Source organism: Frankia torreyi (genome assembly GCF_000948395.1).
In the GTDB taxonomy this organism is placed as follows: domain Bacteria; phylum Actinomycetota; class Actinomycetes; order Frankiales; family Frankiaceae; genus Frankia; species Frankia torreyi.
In genome coordinates this window covers 62,134-79,478 of the sequence record NZ_JYFN01000033.1, presented here as the reverse complement: position 1 = coordinate 79,478, position 17,345 = coordinate 62,134, and the positions used below count along the sequence as shown (strand labels likewise).

Here is a 17,345-nt window from a genome sequence, read left to right as displayed (position 1 = left end):
GCTGTCGGACGGGGAACTGGCAGGACTGATCGAGGGGATGTGCCGGCTGACCGGCCGGGTCGCCGCGGCGCGGGGCCTGCTGTTCGTGGAAGCCCAGGACCGTGGGTTCGCCGTCCGCCACGGCGCCACCGATCTCGCCGGCTGGCTACGGGACCGGCTGCGACTGACCACCCGCGACGCCCGCCGGCAGGTCACCCTCGCCCACGACACCACCACCATGTGCACCGCCACCGGCACGGCCCTGGCCGAGGGAACGATCACCGTGGAGCAGGCGGTGGTCATCTGCGACGCGATACGCACCCTGCCCACCGACGTCACCGGCGAGCAGCGGGCCGCCGCCGAACAGGCACTGCTGCGCTTCGCCGACCAGTTCGACCCCTACCACCTGGTGAAACTCGCCGCCCGCCTCCGCGAAACGTTGACCACCATCGACACCTCCCCCGGCGGCGACGACCCCCACACCGACAGCCACACCGGCGAACACCCCAACCCCCGCAGCGGCACCGGCAAGACCGACGCCGGCAGCAGCACGACCGGCAACGCCGGCAACGCCGGCACCGGCGGTGGCAGCGGTGGCCTCGGCGGCCGGGAGAAACCGAGCCCGGACCCGGCGGACATCCGCCGGCTCACCCTCACCGACACCCCGACCGGCACCACCCTGATCAACGGGGAACTCGACGCCGAAGGCGCCGCCCTGCTACGCACCGCCCTGGACAGCCTCGCCGCCCCCCAGCCCGCCAACGACGCCACCCCCGACCGGCGCAGCCCCGCCCGCCGCCGCGCCGACGCCCTCCTCGACCTGATCNCCCGCGCGCTGAGCGCCGCGGCCGTCCCCGCCAGCGGCGGCGTACGCCCACACCTGACCGTCACCATCGACGGGAACACCCTGCTCGCCAGCGGTACCAACCCCGCCCTGACCAGCTGGGGGCTTCCGCTCCCNCACAGCACCCTCACCCGACTGTCCTGCGACGCCGAAATCAGCCGCATCATCCTCGACCCCGCCNGCGTCCCCCTCGACATCGGACGATCAACCCGCGTNGTCCCCCCACACCTACGCCGCGCCCTCGCCGCCCGCGACCGAGGCTGCACCTTCCCCGGCTGCGACCGCCCACCCTCCTGGTGCGAAGCACACCACGTCATCCACTGGACACACGGCGGGGTCACCGCCCTGCACAACCTCGTCCTGCTCTGCGGCCACCACCACCGCCAGGTCCACCACGACGGCTGGACCATCCTCTTCACCGACGACGGACACCCCGCCTACATCCCACCCTGGCGCATCGACCCGGCGCAACGCCCACGCCGCAACCCCTACACCCACCCACCCGACCTTCTCGCCAGCGTCACCTGACCGGCGGTCCGGCCGCCCAGGCGGTTGGTCGAAGGCTCGGAAGGCCACCCGGTCACCGTGATCCTGGGAGGTGAGGCCGGCTAGGACCGGCGGGCCATCTTGATGGTCTTCTCCAGCTGGTCGCGATCCACCTCGGCGACCCGCCCGTTCGTCGGCACGGTCGGGATGTGGCCGCCGCCGAGCACCAGGTCGGTGGTGTGGCGCAGGCCCATGTCCTTCTGCTCGACGTCGAGGATGGCCTCCTCGACCCGGTAGAGCTTCTCGATCTGCGACACCTTCGCCTCGACCTGGGCGGCGACGATGCGTAGTCGGCGCTCGGCCTTGGCCAGGCGCCGCTCCAGCCGCCGGTCGACGATGTTCGGCATCGGCTCGTCGCGTTCCGTCGGGTCGTGCAGGTACAGCTCGACCGCCACGGCGACCAGCGGGATCAGCGCCTGGAACAGGATCACCGCGCCGCCGGTGCTCGTGCCGGCCGTGCCCTGCGTGCGCACGAGCACCCCGGCGATCGACAGCAGCAGGAAGATCGCCGTAGTCAGGCTCAGCGCCAGCGGGGACGACTTCGACTCGACGAGCTGCTCGCGGATGTCCAGATCGATCTTGAAGCGGCCGGCGTCGGCATCGGCGAGCATCTGCTTCTGGGCGCGGGCGAGGATGGACGCCTTGATCCCGTGCGCGAGCGCCACCCCGGCGATGAAGACGGCGACGCCGAGCAGGCCGCCGAGCCACCATTCCGGGCCGTAGCCGCCGACGTCGGCGAGCACCGCGTAGGACTGTGCGAACACGTAGAAGTCCAGCGCCGCGAGCAACGTCAGGACGACCGTGCGGGCCGGCCCCGCCAACGCCATCTGCGGGATGCGCTCCTGCACCCCGACGCTGCGCCACAACCGGCCCTGCTCGACCTTGTTCTTGATCAGCTCGGTTCGCCGCTCGCGGCGCTCGGCCCGAGAGTCAATCTCCATCCGGAGCTCGGCGATCAGCTCCTCAAGGGTCCGGCCGTCGGCCCGGACGGCGGCCCGGACCTCCTGGACCTCCGCGTCCTCCAGGCTCTTGAGGACCTTGGGGCGGGTCTCCGCACCCGCCAGCGCGATGTCGGCGTCTCCCACCCGGCGGATGAGCTGCTTGGCCAGACGCCCTGGCTGGTTTCCCCTGCGCAGCACCGTTTCAGGCTCCTACTTTTCCGATGTCGGTCCCGATGGGCGGTTTAGTCAATGGGGATGAGCGGTCAGTCAATGGGGCGAGCGAAGGTGCCGCCGACGAAGCAGAGCATGGCGCAGACGATGCCGAGCACCGAGGCGACCATGGCCTCGCGCGCCCCCTGCTGTTCGTCACCGGAGAAGACCATGGTCAGCACGAGGGTGCCGACGCCGACCACGGCGCCGACGGCGCCGAGCATGAAGCGGCGGGCGATCGTCTCCCGCGGCGGCAGGGTGGACAGCGCGTCGATCGGGGCGATCCGGCCGGCCCGAGCACGGTTGCCCACCCGGCGCCGGATGTCGCGCAGCCGGAAGGTGTTGCCGGTGATGAAGAAGCTGAGCGCCGTCACGATCATTGATCCGGTGACGGAGACCTTCGCGAACGGGGACGACAGAGTCAGCCAGACCCAGATCTCCAGCACCGCGAGCATGACCAGGCAACCGGTGATCACAACCGTCGAGCGCATCAGCGCCGGGCTGAAGTGCTGGTCCTCGGGCTCGTGCAGAACGCCCATCGGTCGTCTCCTCGGCTTGAGTTCCACCGGCGCCGTCGTGGCCAGCAGCGGTTCGGATGGATCGGCGTGGTGTGTGCCGCGGTGGTTGCGGACGGGGTGCTCCGGGAGCTCGGGGGCTGCCGCGACGGGCGCGGACGGACGAGCGGCTGGGACGGGCGGGTCGGTCGGGATGGTCGGGTCAGTCTGGATGGTCGGGATGGTGGAGCTAGCTGCAGTCACTGCTGATCCGTCGACACAGCTCGCCCTTGAGGTAACGGGCGAGATCCTGCTGCGGCCGATCCGCCGCGCCCTCGTTGACCCCGAGGAACCGGACCTTGTCGTTGCCCACCGCGGTGATCTGCTGGGTTTCGAAGCACCGTTTTACCAGCGCCTCGGCGATGGGCGCGGACGCCTTCTTGCCGTCGACGTTGAGGCAGTCGGAGTCCTGACCGGTGCCGAGCAGGTCGCTCCAGACGAGGACGGTCACATCGGTGACTTTTACGTCGGGTGTGGATCGGACGGTGTTGAGCTCGTCGTTGATGCCGGCGAGCAGACCTGTGGCGCTGCCCTTCGCGCTGACCCGCTCGGTCTGGACGACGTGGTCGATCTCCGTGCCGAGGGCCTTGGCGGCGGCGACCCGGTCCTTCTCCTCGCGCCGGTTGTTGTTCCGTTTGATCTGGAACATCCGATCGCCGTGGAAGCAGTCCGAGTACGTCATAGCCGTGCCGCCGCTGGCGACGAGCCGGATGTAGGCGCCGTTCTTCAGTGCTGTGTCGAGGTAGGGCTGGACCCGGGTCGCGACGCGCTGCGCGGTAGCGGCCGAGTTGTCGGTCACGTCGAGCAGTACCAGCAGCAGCGGTGCGCCGGCCGCGGGCGTGGACTCCTGGTACTTGGAGCAGTCGAGCGGGCCGTCCGCCTTGGACGTGCCGAGCAGGCCGCCGTCGCAGGCGGCGAGCATCGGCGTCGCCAGCATGGCCGCCGCCACCAGCCCGGCCAGCCGGCCGCGCAGACGCCGGCTTCGGCCCCGGGGCCGGGCTGCGGCTTCACCCGTCCCGGCCGCGCCCGGGGTCACCGGCGGACCGGCGGAAACGTCGCACGTCATCGAAGCACGATCTCCACTCGGCGTCGGCTCGCGTCGGCGACGCCGTCCTGCGCGCCTTGTTCGCCCCTGCCCTCGACATCCAGCACGGAGCTGGGGATGTTCTGCGTCGCCAGCCACGCCTCGACGGACTTCGCCCGTTCCAGCGACAGCTTCTGGTTGTCCTCGGTCCGCCCCAGCCCGTCGCTGTAGCCGATCACCGAGATGGGGCCGGGATGCTCCCGGATCGCCGGCAGGACCTGCTGCAACGCGGTCATCGCCTCCCCCCGCAGCTCGCTGCTGTTCGAGTCGAACAGGTAGTCGGCGCTGACCGTCGTCACCTGGCTGCCATCCGGCTGGGTGATGAACTTGCTCAGCGGCGGCAACGGGTCGGCCTCGACGGTGGGCGCGACCCGCGTCGCGTGCGGCGCAGGGGTGAACGAGACGGTGTCGCTGGCGGAGCACCCGGCCGCGAGGCCGACCAGCGCCAGCGCGAGCGCCACCCCCGTGCACGCGCGAACCCCCGGAATGCCGCGCCTGAACGTGGCATCTCCGGGTGCGGAGTGAGCGTGATACACGGTCTGCCCCCAACGGCGAATGCGGGGCTCACCATAACGGGGGCGATCGGGGTACCTCCCCGCGCCCTAGGGCGTTGTGTGCACCGTGGGACAAAGCGGCGTCGCGTTGAGCGGAGCGTTCCTCGCTCGCCGCATCCGAGCCGACCGCCGTTCGTGTTCGCCGGCTGCGGCGGTTCGCCGGTGGGAGACCTTCAGACAGCAGACGACCCCGGGGTTCTGGGCGGGCGCCCGCCCAGAACCCCGGGGTCGCCCGGGTTCGTCGCCGCTACTGCGATCGGCAGGGAGTGCCGATCAGCAGAGAGTGCCGATCAGCAGGGGATGCCGATCAGTAGCGGGTGCCGGTGGTCGTGGTGGTGGAGGCGGTCCGGCTGCGCCGGCGGCGTAGGCGGCGCAGCCCGCGGGCGGCGGAACGGTCCGCCTGATTGACGTCGTGCCGAACCTCGTGCCGCATGCGACGCAGAATCTTCATAGTGATGCCTCCCTTTCGTCGGTTTCCGGGCCGGTCTTCGTGTCATTTCCGGCCTATCCGGTGACGCCTGGGGAGGGTTTGCCCGGCATCGATGCCCTCACACCTGCCGGGTGGCGAAAACTAGCGGGCCGGCGGCCGGCTCGTGACGAAGATGGAGGTCGAGGGCACGTACCCGCCGCGCACCGGCCCCCACTGCCCCCAGGTTCGCTCCTGGCCGGCCGGCCATTCCGGCTCGATGATGTCGTGCAGGATCAGCCCGGCCGCGACGATCTCACGGACCCGGTCGCCGATCGTGCGATGCGTCTCCGTGTAAATCGCCTGGCCCTGCTCGTCGTGCTCGGTGTAGGCGCGCCGGTCGAAGTAGCTGTGGAATACCCGCAGCCCGTTTTCGTCCGGATCGTCCGGCAGGCACCACACGAACGGATGGGTCGTCGAGAACACCCAGCGCCCGCCGGGTCGCAGGACCCGGGCGACCTCCCGCATCACCGCCCCGCTGTCGGCCACGAACGGGACCGCGCCGAACGCCGAGCAGGCCACGTCGACGCTCTCGTCCGCGAACGGGAGCGCGACCGCGTCGGCCTGGACCAGCGCCACCTCGATGCCGGTGCGGGCCGCGTAGGTGCGGGCCTGGGCGAGCTGGCCGCCGGACAGGTCGAAGCCGACCACCCGGGCACCCTGGCGCCGCAGCCACCGCGCGCACTGGGCGCCGCCGCAACCGACCTCCAGGACGGTGCGGCCGGCCACGTCCCCGAGCAGCCGGAGCTCGGACTCGCGCAGCCCCTCGGGGCTCCAGCAGAAGTCGCTGTCACCGAGGAAGGCGCCGTGTTCGGCCTGGTAGTCCGCGGCCGCGTCGTCCCAGTAGATGCGGCTGGCCCGCCGGGCTGTCTCGGGATCTATGTCGAGGTATCCGTAGGCGGGTGGCTGCTCACCGCCGCCGGTGCCGTCGATCGTGCCCACGCTGTTGTTCGTGTCTGCGCTGTCGATCATGTCTGCGCTGTCGATCGTGCCGCTGGTCGCGGCGTCGTTTTCTGGACTGCCCACGGTGGTTCATGCTGGCATCCGGCCGCGCGGTGGCGCCCGCCGGGGCGGCCGCCACCGGCGTGACCCCCCGCCGCGGGGCGGCCCGCGTGCGCCCGGACGCCCCGCGGTGGCTGGCCCGACTGGCACGGTCGGGGGATGATCCCGGTCATCCCGCAACATCACTGACGATGGGGAGGTCCGCTGGTGGCGGTCGAGGTCGGAGCGGCCGAGGTCGGAACGGTCGAGGTCGGAACGATGGCGGTGGGCGGAGAGGCTGGCGGAAAGGCTGTAGGCGGGGTGGCTGTGGGTCGGGCGCGTACGGGTGGGGCGCGTACGGGTGGGGTGGCCGTGGCTGCCGGCGTCGCGGTGGTGAGGTCGGCACGGTGGCGGTGAAGCCGTCCGGGTCCGCCGTCCGGGTCGGCCGCCTGCTGAGTTTCCTCGGCGGCCACGGCGAGTCCGGTTACTCGCTCTCGGAGCTGGCCCGGGCCGTCGGCATGGACAAGAGCACCTGCCAGGCGATGCTGCTCGCCCTGGTCGAGCAGGGGTTCGTCCACCGCGACGACGGGCACCGCACGTACGCCCTGGGCCCCTCGGCGCTGGCGGTCGCCGCCGCCGACGGGGACCGGGCGCGGCTGGCGCGGCTGGCCCGTGCGGAGCTGGAGTCACTGACCGCGGACCTCGACCTCGAGACGTTCGCGACCACGACCTTCGCCGGCAACCTGCTCGTCCTGGCCCGTGTCCCCCGCTCCACCCTGTTCGGGCTGTCCATGCGGGTCGGCCAGACGCTGCCGTTACGCCCGCCGGTCGGCGCCGTGCACCTGGCCTGGGCGCCCCCTGCCGCCGTCGACGCCTGGCTCGCCGCCGCAGGCCCCACCTGCGCCCCCGCCGCGTGCACGGACACCGCCTCGGTGAACGTCGCGCCGGTGAACGTCGCGCCGGTGGACCCCACCCGGGCGGGGGAGCCGGCGTGCCGGCATCGGCGGGTAATCGATGTGGTGCGGGAACGGGGCTACTCGGTGACGGCGGACGACGCGTTGCGCTGGCGGCTGCGCGACGTGGTCGACCAGGTCGCGGACGCGCCGACCGACCCGGGCCCGCGCCGGGAGCGGGACGAGCTGCTGCGGACCCTCGCCGAGCGGGACTACGAGGTCCTGGACCCGGACGAGGCGAAGTCGTGGCCCGTGGGGGAGATCTGCGCGCCCGTGTTCGGCCGGGACGGTCGAGTCACCGTGGCCCTCGGCCTGGTTGCCGCCCAGACCCTGGACACGGCCCGGCGCGCGGCCATGGTCGACCGACTGCTGTTCGCGACGACCCGGCTCACGGCGCTGACCGGCGGCCGCCCGCCTGACTGACGTCGGCCTCGGTGGCGGTCAGACCTCGCGGTGACTGACCGCCGCGCCGATCACGGCCCGGTCCTCGGCGATCGTGATCGGCGTGTAGACGACCGTGCCGATCGCCTGCCGGTCGACGAGGCGTCCGCGGCGGCTTTCTCCGACCAAGCGGGCCCGGCCCTCCAGCGAGCCCACGCCGACCTCGTGGTCGGCTGGTCCGAACGGGCCGGTTCCGGCCAGTCCGGCCTGCTCGGGAGCCTCCGTCGCGTAGATCCGGACGATGGCGCCGGGCACGGTCGTCCACCCCAGCACGGTCCCGCCGAGCGTGGCGCGCGCCTCCAGGTCCAGCACTGGCCGCGGGCGGGCGACGACCCGGACCACCACTTCAGCCACCCCGGAGGGGGCCAGCGCATCCGAGCCGTCCGGCCCGGCCGCCCAGACCCGGTAGCGGTAGATCGCGCCGGGCGCGGTGTCCTCGTCGAGGAAGTAGCCGCCGGCGCCGCGGAAGCGGCGCTTCGCCCCCGACAGCGGCGAGGTCTCGGCGAACGTCCGCTCGATCATCACCTCGTCGCGTTCCGGCATGGGCCGCCAGGACAGCGCGACCGCGTCATTGGTCATGCTGGCCCGCAGCGCGGTGACCGGCGGCAGCAGCGTGCGGGTCGGCGTGCGGACCGGCGTCGAGCGCAGTCGGCCCGAGGCGCCGCCGACCATCGCGACCACCTCGTGCCAGTGCGGGACGCCTCTGGGTGCCCCGGCGTCGAACAGCTCGGTGCCGGTGGTGATGCCCAGGCTGCGTTCGCGGCGGCCGTTGGGCGCGGACGGGTCCGCCAGCACCCGTGACACCCGGTAGGACGCCCCCGGGGTGACCGACGGCGCCCAGCGCAGCAGCACCGCGCCGTCCTGCTCCACCGCGGTGAGCTCCGCCGGTGCCGCCGGGCGATCCGCCATCGCCGGCTCGGCACCGGGGGTGGCATCCGGTGGCTCGGGGAACCGCGTCGGCGGCAGGTCGGGGGGCGGCTGGTGGCTGGTGCGGCCCGCCACCCGCGTCGCCTCGTCGCAGTCGTCGAGACCGCCGCCCGGCCCGCCCGCGCTGGTGGGGTTTGCGGCGCGGAGCGAGCCGGGAGCCGCGGAGACCTCCGGCAGCGAACCGGTGAACCGGCCCGGCGCGTCGCCGTTCCCGCCGGGCGGCACGGAATACCGCAGGTGCCAGGACAGGGCGTCCCCGCCGCTCACCCCGGGCTGCGGCCAGGAGCGGGCGGCCTGCTCGAGCAGTTCCCGGGCCCGGGCCGGAGTCGGCCGCTGGGCGGGGTCCTTCGCCAGCAGGCCGTCGAGCACCGGGCCGAGGGCGCCGGCCCGCCGAGTCGGGGCGGGCGGGTGAAGCAGGATGGCGGCCAGCATCGCGCCGAAGCTGTCCCGCTCGAACGGCGGGTGCCCCTCCACGGCGTAGTACAGCGTGCCCCCGAGGCTGAACAGGTCCGCCTCGAAGGTCGCCGGCCGGTTGTCGAGCCGTTCCGGGGCCATGTAAAGGGGGGTTCCCAGCACGCCGGTGACCGTGAGCGTTGGATCGCCGTCGCCGGTGGCGATGCCGAAGTCGGTGAGCACGACCCGGCCGTCCGTCCCGATCAGCACGTTGGACGGCTTGACGTCGCGGTGGACGATGCCGTGATCGCGGGCGGCGACGAGCGCGTCGAGCATCGCGATCCCGATCCGGGCGACCTCGGCGGTGGGCAACGGGCCGTCGTCGCGCACGACCTCGAACAGGGACCGGGACGGCACGAGCTCCATCACGATCCAGGGCAGGCCGTGTTCGAGGACGACATCGAGGATCGTGACGACGTGGGGGTGGCCGCGCAGCTTGGCGGCGTGCCGCGCCTCGCGCAACGCCCGCTCGACCCGGTCCGCCCGCTCGGCGCCCGCGACGCCGCCGGCGAACTCGATCTCCTTGAGCGCCGCCTCGGTTTCCAGGACGGAATCGAAGGCGCGCCAGACTGTCCCCATCGCACCCGCACCCAGACGCGCGACGAGTCGGTATCGGCCCGCCACCACGCGGTTGCCTACCGGAACGGCAGCCACGACACCCCCTTGGCTTCGTTCATTGTCGCAGGCCAGCTTCCCAGGTGAACCGAAATATCACGACCGGCGCCGGACCGCCGCCTTGCGCCGATCGGCATGCCCATGCTGATCTGCGTCTTCATCGTGTCGCCATGGTGTTGGTCACCCGCGGCGCGGTCGCCGCCGGCGGCGACCGTCCCCAGCGCCCGTCCCGGCCGGTCGCCGCCGGTCAGGGCGCCGGGCGCAGCAGGGAGCGCCCGGCGTCGTCGGTGTCCTGCCCCGACGCCCTCGGGTCCTGCCCCGACGCCCTCGGGTCGGGCGCCGGACCCGCGGCGGCAGGGTTTGCGGCCACCCCCGGCCGGGCGCCGGTGGTGGCCGGCCGGGGCGGCAGCATGGCGAACGCGCCGGCCGCAGCCACGACCAGGGCAACCGCTACGGACAGCAGCACCCGGCCGGGCTCGTCGACATCCAGGGCTCGGGCCAGCAGCACCCCACCGCCGGACCCGGCGACGGCGGCCAGGACCGTGACCGCGGCACCGATCGCCCGGTTGCTCAGGAACAGCATCTGGGCGCAGATCGCCCCGGTAACGGTGGCCGCCGCGGGGCCGAAGACCGCGTGGCCCGCCCGGGCGGTACCCGCCGCCCAGATCCCGAACGCGCCGACGAGCCCGCCGGCGGCGAGCAGCGCGACCAGCATCCCGCTCGGCACGGCCGGCAGCCGGACCACCGTGGGCGCGGCCGGCCGGACGGGAAGATCACCGCCCGCCTGGTTGGCGGCGGGGGATCGGACGGGGGCCGGCGAGGGGGCCGGTGGTGGCAACGGGATGGGTGGCGGCGGGGTGGGTGGTGGGGTTGGCGGCGGCCCGGGTTGCGCCAACCGGGTCTCGTCGTGATCCGCGCCGCGGTCCTCGGCGCCTCGCGGGCCGGGTGTCGGGGGGCCGGGCGTCGGCGAGTCGGGCGTCCGGGGATCGGGCGTCGGCGGGTCGGGCGTCGGCGGAGTGGTCGGCGAGGGAGTGGTCGGCGTTCCGTGGTCGGCGGTCGCGGGCCGGGAGAGCCGGCGGGTGAGCAACCGGACGAGCTCGCCGGCCGGGGGGCGCTGCGCGGGATCCTTCGCCAGGCAGCGGGATACCGCGTCGAGCAACCGATCGGGGGTGCCGTCGAGATCCGGGTCGGCCGCCCCGATCCGCAGCGCGACGATCTCCTGGGTCTCGCCGCGGAACGGGCGACGCCCGGTCGCGGCGAACACCACGCAGCAGGCCCACGCGAAGATGTCCGCGGCGGGGCTCGCGGTCTGCCCGTCGAGCTGCTCGGGGGACATCCACGCGATCGTGCCGACCAGCTCGCCGGCCTGGGTGTAGCCGGTGTACTCGGCCGAGCGGGCGACACCGAAGTCGATGACCTTCGGTCCGGCCCAGGACATGACGATGTTCGCCGGTTTCAGGTCGCGGTGCACCACCCCGGCGTCGTGGATGGCCTCCAGGGCGGCAGCGAGCCCGATCGTGAGGTTGTCGAGATGCCGGTCGACGAGCGGGCCGTGCTCCAGCACGGCGGCGTGCAGCGTCGGGCCCGGCACGTACTCCGTCGCCAGCCAGGGACGCGAGCCCTCCACCTCGGCGTTGATCACCCTGGCGACGGTGCTGGCCTGGACGTGCCGCGCGGCCGTGACCTCCGAGCGGAACCGCGCGCGGAACTCCGGATCGCTGGCGTACGCCTCGTGCGGCACCTTCACCGCGACCGGCCGATCCTCGTCCGCGAACCCGAGGTAGACGACGCCCATGCCGCCGGCGCCGATGCGGTTGTGCAGGCGGTACGGCCCCATCATCCGGGGGTCGGTGTCGGTCAGTGGTCTCAGCACGGTGTGTCCTCTAGCCCCAGTCTCCGGCGGTCCCGCCTTCGGGCACCATGCTTTTGCGGGTTCCGGTCACGTCAGGTCGTCCCGCAGCTCGGTACCCGCCGGAATTCCCTAAGGTAGTATTCCGCGGCTGCCGGATGCAGCGGTATATAGCAGAAAAGTGGCCCTTCGTAAATGGACAGGGCATCCGGGATACGCCGGTGCGTGGGGTTGGTGCCCCAGAGCGCCGCCTCGTAGTCGCCCTGGTCCCGGTACAGCTCGGCGGTCGCCCGGCGGACCAGCGCCGGGTCGGTGTCGGTGCGGGCGATCAGGCCGTTGGGAATCGTGACGGTCTGGATCTGGCGGATCCCCGCGTAGTCCGTGGGGCCCAGGCTGCCGGCGCCGAACACCTCGCCGGCGTAGAAGTGCTGCCGGTTGCCGTAGAACGTGTTCCAGTCCTTCGTGATCGGGGCCCGGAACTCGGAAAGATCGAGCAGGCGCAGCCGGGCACCGGCGGCGATGGCGGTCCTGATCTGTCGGGTGCCCGCGCCGCCGGCCCAGATGACCGCGTCCACCGTGCCCCCCGACAGCCGCCGCAGTGCGTCGTCGATGGACGAGTCGTCGAGGTCGGGGTGGCAGTCGGGCAACCCGACCCGCAGCAGGACGTCGCCGATCTGGCGGACGCCCGAGCCCGGCCGGCCCGCCGCGATGGTCCGGTGGCACAGGTCGGCCAGTTGGTCGACCCGCCGGTCGTCGGGGCCGAGCGGGCGGTCCCGGACGATCACGTGCAGCAGGTCCCGGTGCACCGGCCCCAGGGTGCGCAGGCCCGCCACCGGGTGACCGCCGCGGGTCGGGTCGAACTGGTTCACCCCCTCGGTGGCGTCCACGGTGGTGTTGAGCTGGGCGATGGCCAGCCCGCAGCGGGGCGGCTCGGGGGATTCCAGGTCGTAGATGTTTTCCGTCGAACCGGCCGTCTCCACCACGTCCACGTCGAAGTGTTCCGGCGCCGCCGCCAGCCGGGCACGGAGCACCCGGGCAAACTGGTTGTACGGGGAACCGACGCTGCCGGTGAAGATCTGCACGGATCTGCATGCAGAGTGGCCGGCGGGCGGCCAGCTGTCCACCGCCGAGGAACGCGCGGATGTCGCGGCGAGGACGGCGGCGACGGCGACGGCGAGCACGACGACGCTGCCCGCGGCGCCGCGTTGGCGTCGGGTCAGCCGTTCCGGCCGATGGCCCGCCGGTTGCTCCGTCGACACCACGCGTCCTCCGCTCTGGACTGTTGGCCGCCGACAACCGTGGTCGCGGAATGCGGAAATCGTAGAGGAATCGTCGTCGCAGGTTCCCGGCCGGGCGGCGCGATTGTCCGTCCTTCGGTCAGCTTCTCGCCAAAACCTTCCGGGCGGCGATTCTTCCCGGCGGCTCGGCTTGTCCGCTGGGCGACATCGGCGCGGTCGACATCGGCGCGGTCGACATCGGCGCGGGTGGCGTCGGTGCGGGGCGCCGGTGCGGGTGGTGCCCGCGGCAGGTCACCCCGCGGGCAACCACAGGTCGACCCCGCCGACGTGCCGTGGCGGGTGGCCGACGAGGCTGCCCAGCAGCGCACGCAGCTCGGCCGGCTGGCGGGCCGGTCCCAGCACGACCGCGTCCGGGGACAGCCGCTCGTACGCATCGCGGACCTGGGGCGATCCGGAGACGGCCGCCGCCGTCGTCGTGCCGTTGTCGATGTCGATGAGGGCGGAGGTCAGGGCGTCGCCGGGGCCGTGGAACGAGGCCCGGCCGGTCGGCCCCGGCACGGTGCAGTAGCAGCCGGGCATGACGAAGCGGAAGTCCGCCTCGGCCTGCCACAGCATCGCCTGCGCCTGCTGGGGATGCGGGTAGGGGACGACGAGGGCGGTGGCGTCCGCCGGTATCTGCCGCACCCCGTCGCCGGTGAAGAACGCGGGAGTATGGGCCGGCGTGGTGAGCAACGGGGCGGGCACGAGCGTGGCCAGCGCCCCGGCGGTCACCAGGGCGGTGCCCGATCGGGCGAGCCGGACGCGCCATCCAGCCGCCCTCCCGGCCTGCCCCGCCTTCTCGGCCGGCCTCGATCCGCCGGCCTGCCCCAGCCGGCCGGCCGCCTGATGCCGACCGCGACCGGCGATGGGGCTGTACAGGTCCGGGAACGTGCCGTCCACCGGCGGGACACCCGCCGCGTCGGTGGCGCGCCGGCCCCGCTCGGCCATCTGGTCCAGGCCGACGGCCGTCAGGGCGGCCGCGCACATCATCACGTACAGCGCGAACCGTGAGGGCAGGGCGTTGTGGAGCACGGGCACCCGTTCGAGCACCAGCCAGGGCAGCGGGATCGCCGTGGCGCGGCCATCGACGTGCAGGTGATCGCCCAGCGAGAGGACCGCCATCACCAGACCGACGGGGGCGAGGACGCCGACGAGCGGGTGGCGGCGCGCGCGGACCGCCGCGGCCAGCGCCAGCAGGATCAGGGGAATCCCCAGGTAGCCGCCCACCTCGACGGCGTTGCCGGTGAAGCGCAGGCTGTGCCGCAGGGCGAGGTCCGGGGCGATCTCCTGCAGCGGCGTCGGCGTGACGAAGCTCCACAGGTCGGTCACGGCGATGCCGGACGGTTGGATCGAGCCATGGACCCGCTGCCCGCCGAAGAACTGCACGCCCAGTGGCCAGGCGAGCAGGGCGGCGGCCACCAGCGCGGCCGTCGCGAGACCGCGCAGCACGGGGCCCAGCCGCTCGCGGGCCACCGCACGGTTGCGGACGGTGAGGACCACGAGCCCGACCGCCGCCGTCAGCGCCGAGGTCGCGAGGATCTCCTCGCCGATGAGGGCCTGGGCGGCCGCCGCGAGCCCCAGCAGGATCCCCGTGCGCCGCGGGCTGCGGCCGCGGACGACCAGGTCGTCAAGCAGCAGCAGCACCAGCGGCGGGAACGGGGCGAACGCCAGGTGCAGGTGGCCGTAGGAGCTGCCGATCAGGTACGGCCCGAAACCGTAGAGCAGGCCGGCGAGGGCGGCGGGGCCGTCGCGGACCCAGCGGCGCAGCACCCAGAACAGGGCGAGGCCGCTGACCACGGGGGCGAGCGTGAGCAGCACCGTCAGCGTGGTCACGGGACCGCCGAGCAGGGTGATCGGCGCCGCGAGCAGGCCGAGCAGCAGCACCGGCGTGCTCCAGAGGATGTTCGCGCCGGCGGGGGAGTTGATGCGGTGGGTCAGGAACGGGTCGAGCCCGCTGCCGAACGCATGCGGCGTCCAACCGAGGAACCACGAGAACAGGTAGGCGTCATTGCCGCCGTAGGTGACCTCCCCGAGATGTCGCCAACTCGCGCGGAAGATCCAGACGGACAGGATCAGGTAGCCGAGCGCCACCGCGAGCGGCACCAGCCGCCCCCGGTCGCGGGCGTCCGCTGTGGAGAGTTGCCGCTGCCCGGCGGGCGTGACCATCGGATACGCGCCGGCAGCCGCGGTCCGCGGGCTGCTGGTCTTCGGAGCTCCCCTTCGCGGGGTTCCGGTACTGCTGATCTCGGAGCTGGTCACGACGGTCCCCCCCTCGCGTGCCCCGCGGCCCGACGTGCTGCCCGCACTCGTCGGGATGCGTGACGTTGCCGACGATATCCGCCCCGGCTACCTCCATTAGGAGCAAAACGCACTGGATTAGGTGCGCAGTGTGACCGGCGTTGGTGGGAGTGGTCCCGCAGGAGATACCCGTTCCTGGGAGCGTCCCGACCGGCTGGCGGCACATCGGCCGCGGTGGCGCGTTATTTGGCCGGATTCATCCGGCGATTCGATCGATGCCCGTCGCCTCGGGCCCGGATGGCGTCCACTCGGCGACGAGGGCGGAAAAAGTGCGATATCTCGCGATGGCGTAGCCGGTGGACACGACGCCGTGGCGGTCGAGCACGGCGACGGGATAGCCGCGTTCCGCGCGGTAACCCCGCTCGCCGATGATGATCCGCCCGCCCAACCGGACCACGCCGACCACGCAGGGCAGCGCGGTCCAACGAGGCCGGCGCGCCGCGGCGAGGATCTCCGGGGTGCGCCAGGCGTACAGGCCGCACAGGCAGTGCTCGTCCGGCACCCGGTGCTCGTCCGGCACCCGGTCGTGCCCCGGCCAAGGTTCGCTGGCGGTGGTTGAGTCGAGCCGCTTCGTTCGCAGACAGCGCGCCTGCGTGATGCCGTCGGCCCGCCACAGCAGCATGCCCGGAGGGAACGGCGACCACGGCGTCCAGGCCGGGCGTAGCTGCCCCTGGCCGTCCACCGCCCACTGGCGCCAGCCGAGCAGGCTCACCCGGGCACCGGCTCCGGTTCTGGTTCCGGCGCGGGGGCGGCCGGGACGGCCGGGATCGTCAACGGCTCGGCATCAGGGAAGCTGATCGGCTCGTCCTCGACGATCCGTTCGGGTTTGCCCACATCACCCACGTCTCCACGGTGAACGCCGAGGCCCGCTGGCGTCAATGGCAACTCGGGACCGGGCGGCCCGCCGCACCGCGGCGCGGGGGCCGGCCTGACCGCCCGGGACCGGGTCGCCTGCTGGTCGCGGGGGTCGCGGAGGCCGGTCGCGCACGGTGGCGCGGCGCAGGGAACGCCGCCGCACCGGACGGCACCGACGGGTGTGTCGGGCTAGTCCGGCATTGGTGTTCAATGTGGCCTTCGCATAGTCCTGTGGGGTGATGTCGTTGCTGGGCACGTCCGCGGCCGATCGGCTGCCCGATTCCTCGTCACCGAGTCCGGACCGCGCCGATGTCGGCACGGCGCTCGTGGACGTCCCGGCTTCCGAGGTCGTCCCGGCTTCTGGGGACGTCCCGGCGTCCGCACGGTCCACCGGCCCCGTCCCGGCCGCCGACCCGGCGGGGGACGGCCCGTACGAGATGGCCGCGACGCTGCTGTGGGCCCGCGTGCTCGGGGTCGCCGCCACCGGCCCGCACGAGGACGTCGTGGGCACCCCGGGCGGGGAGGCGGCCGCGGGCGAGCTCGCGGCGATCCTGCGCGACGAGTTCGGGGTGGCGCTGGACGTGTCGGAGATCGTGGCGGCCCGTACGCCGGCCGGGTTCGCCGCCGTCTGGGCCGCCCAGCAGGGCGAGGCGGACCGCCATCCCACCGTGGTGTCACTGACCGCCGCCGCGCCCGGCACCCCGCTGTTCTGCTTCCCCGAGGCCGGCGCACCCGCCATCGCCCTGCTGCCGTTCGCCCGGCACTTCGCCGCCGAACGCCGCGTTTACGGCCTGCAGGCGCACGCTCTCGAACAGCGCGGCATCCCGGACTGGTCGGTGGCGGCCGCGGCCCGCCGGCATGTGGCCGAGCTCCGGCTGCTGCAGCCGGTCGGCCCGTATCTGCTGGTGGGGCACTCGTTCGGCGGCCTGATCGCGCTCGAGGTCGCCCGGCTGCTGCGGCGGGCGGGCCACGAGGTCGGCCTGCTGGCGTTGATCGACACCTACCTGCCGGGCACCGCCCGGCTGACCCGCACCGGCGCGATCATCCCGACAAGCCAGTTGGAGGGCCGGCATCCGGACCGGCAGGCCGACATCCCGAGCTCGGCCGGCCCCGGGCCGCTCGCCGCCGACGACGGCCCCGCGCTGAGCCCGCGGGTGGTGGCCGACCGGCTGCGGCAGCTCGTCGAGCTCCCGCTCGCCGGGGTCGTCCGCTTCCGCGGGACGCACCGCTACGACATCTTCCACAACCAGGGCCGCATCCTCACGATGGCCTACCGCCCGCATACCTATGAGGGGCGCACGGTCGTCTGGCTCGCCGACGACCACGACGAGATCGAGGCCTGGCGCGGGGTACTCACCGGTCCCGCATCGATCCGACGCATCCTCGGTGACCACCGGGCGGTCCTGCGCCAGCCCCTGATCACCGAGGTGGTCGCCGGTCTGCGCGCGGATCTCGCCGCCGTGCCGGGCATCGACACCGCCGCTCGCTGAGCGCCTGCTGTCCGACACGAAGCGTGCG

At 73.3% G+C, this 17,345-nt stretch carries 15 protein-coding genes and 3 pseudogenes; 6 read left to right on the top strand and 12 right to left on the bottom strand.

From position 1 onward, the window contains the following. Position 1: 1 nt before the first annotated feature. From FF36_RS38460 to FF36_RS38440, 4 genes and pseudogenes are all read left to right on the top strand, one after another. Positions 2–805 (top strand): annotated as a pseudogene (locus FF36_RS38460) (DUF222 domain-containing protein); the annotation flags it as partial. Between the two features lies 1 nt (position 806). Further along, positions 807–939 (top strand): annotated as a pseudogene (locus tag FF36_RS38455) (HNH nuclease); the annotation flags it as partial. A gap of 1 nt (position 940) precedes the next feature. Next, positions 941–1,003, top strand: a pseudogene (locus tag FF36_RS38450) (hypothetical protein); the annotation flags it as partial. Between the two features lie 36 nt (positions 1,004–1,039). Then, the coding region (locus FF36_RS38440) for an HNH endonuclease signature motif containing protein (protein ID WP_242422638.1) at positions 1,040–1,351 on the top strand (312 nt) is incomplete at its 5' end. Positions 1,352–1,431: 80 nt separating this feature from the next. Here the strand turns inward: FF36_RS38440 and FF36_RS19705 are convergent. From FF36_RS19705 to FF36_RS19685, 6 genes are all read right to left on the bottom strand, one after another. Beyond that, positions 1,432–2,508 (bottom strand): hypothetical protein, encoded by a 1,077-nt coding sequence (locus FF36_RS19705; RefSeq protein WP_044886587.1) that lies wholly within the window; start codon positions 2,506–2,508, stop codon positions 1,432–1,434. A gap of 65 nt (positions 2,509–2,573) precedes the next feature. Further along, entirely contained in the window at positions 2,574–3,059 is a 486-nt protein-coding gene (locus FF36_RS19700) for a hypothetical protein (protein ID WP_011601988.1), read from the bottom strand. Positions 3,060–3,264: 205 nt separating this feature from the next. Further along, entirely contained in the window at positions 3,265–4,140 is an 876-nt protein-coding gene (locus FF36_RS19695; RefSeq protein WP_044886586.1) for a hypothetical protein, read from the bottom strand. After that, positions 4,137–4,619 carry an OmpA family protein gene (locus FF36_RS19690; protein WP_236706516.1) on the bottom strand — a complete coding sequence of 161 codons (483 nt, stop codon included), beginning with the start codon at positions 4,617–4,619 and terminating at the stop codon, positions 4,137–4,139. The genes FF36_RS19695 and FF36_RS19690 overlap by 4 nt, the downstream gene beginning before the upstream one ends. 400 nt (positions 4,620–5,019) lie before the next feature. Next, a complete protein-coding gene (locus tag FF36_RS35520; protein ID WP_157734551.1) occupies positions 5,020–5,163 on the bottom strand; it encodes a hypothetical protein in 144 nt (47 codons plus the stop codon). A 120-nt stretch (positions 5,164–5,283) separates the two neighbouring features. Next, positions 5,284–6,204: a class I SAM-dependent methyltransferase gene (locus FF36_RS19685; RefSeq protein ID WP_044886584.1), complete on the bottom strand. Its 921-nt coding sequence runs from the start codon at positions 6,202–6,204 to the stop codon at positions 5,284–5,286. Between the two features lie 362 nt (positions 6,205–6,566). On the opposite strand from FF36_RS19685, the gene FF36_RS19680 reads away from it, so the two are divergent. After that, positions 6,567–7,535: a helix-turn-helix domain-containing protein gene (locus FF36_RS19680; protein ID WP_044886583.1), complete on the top strand. Its 969-nt coding sequence runs from the start codon at positions 6,567–6,569 to the stop codon at positions 7,533–7,535. 18 nt (positions 7,536–7,553) lie between these two features. On the opposite strand, the gene FF36_RS19675 is transcribed toward FF36_RS19680, so the two are convergent. The 6 genes from FF36_RS19675 to FF36_RS40060 all read right to left on the bottom strand — a co-directional run bounded on the left by FF36_RS19675 (position 7,554) and on the right by FF36_RS40060 (position 15,815). Continuing rightward, the gene (locus FF36_RS19675) at positions 7,554–9,587 is read right to left on the bottom strand and encodes a serine/threonine-protein kinase (protein WP_044886582.1); all 2,034 of its coding nucleotides are present in this window, start codon (positions 9,585–9,587) and stop codon (positions 7,554–7,556) included. 208 nt (positions 9,588–9,795) lie between these two features. Then, positions 9,796–11,421 (bottom strand): serine/threonine-protein kinase, encoded by a 1,626-nt coding sequence (locus FF36_RS19670; RefSeq protein WP_044886581.1) that lies wholly within the window; start codon positions 11,419–11,421, stop codon positions 9,796–9,798. 71 nt (positions 11,422–11,492) lie between these two features. After that, complete coding sequence (locus tag FF36_RS19665) at positions 11,493–12,656, bottom strand: TAXI family TRAP transporter solute-binding subunit (protein WP_044886603.1); 1,164 nt, start codon at positions 12,654–12,656, stop codon at positions 11,493–11,495. Positions 12,657–12,926: 270 nt separating this feature from the next. Beyond that, complete coding sequence (locus tag FF36_RS19660; protein WP_044886580.1) at positions 12,927–14,933, bottom strand: hypothetical protein; 2,007 nt, start codon at positions 14,931–14,933, stop codon at positions 12,927–12,929. 235 nt (positions 14,934–15,168) lie between these two features. Continuing rightward, positions 15,169–15,684 (bottom strand): hypothetical protein, encoded by a 516-nt coding sequence (locus tag FF36_RS19655; RefSeq protein WP_044886579.1) that lies wholly within the window; start codon positions 15,682–15,684, stop codon positions 15,169–15,171. After that, positions 15,681–15,815, bottom strand: a complete 135-nt coding sequence (locus FF36_RS40060; RefSeq protein WP_277912953.1) for a hypothetical protein — start codon at positions 15,813–15,815, stop codon at positions 15,681–15,683. Before FF36_RS40060 ends, FF36_RS19655 begins: the two co-directional genes overlap by 4 nt. Before the next feature lie 251 nt (positions 15,816–16,066). Between FF36_RS40060 and FF36_RS19650 the strand changes: the two genes are divergently transcribed. Further along, entirely contained in the window at positions 16,067–17,317 is a 1,251-nt protein-coding gene (locus tag FF36_RS19650) for a thioesterase domain-containing protein (protein ID WP_044886578.1), read from the top strand. Positions 17,318–17,345 lie beyond the last annotated feature (28 nt).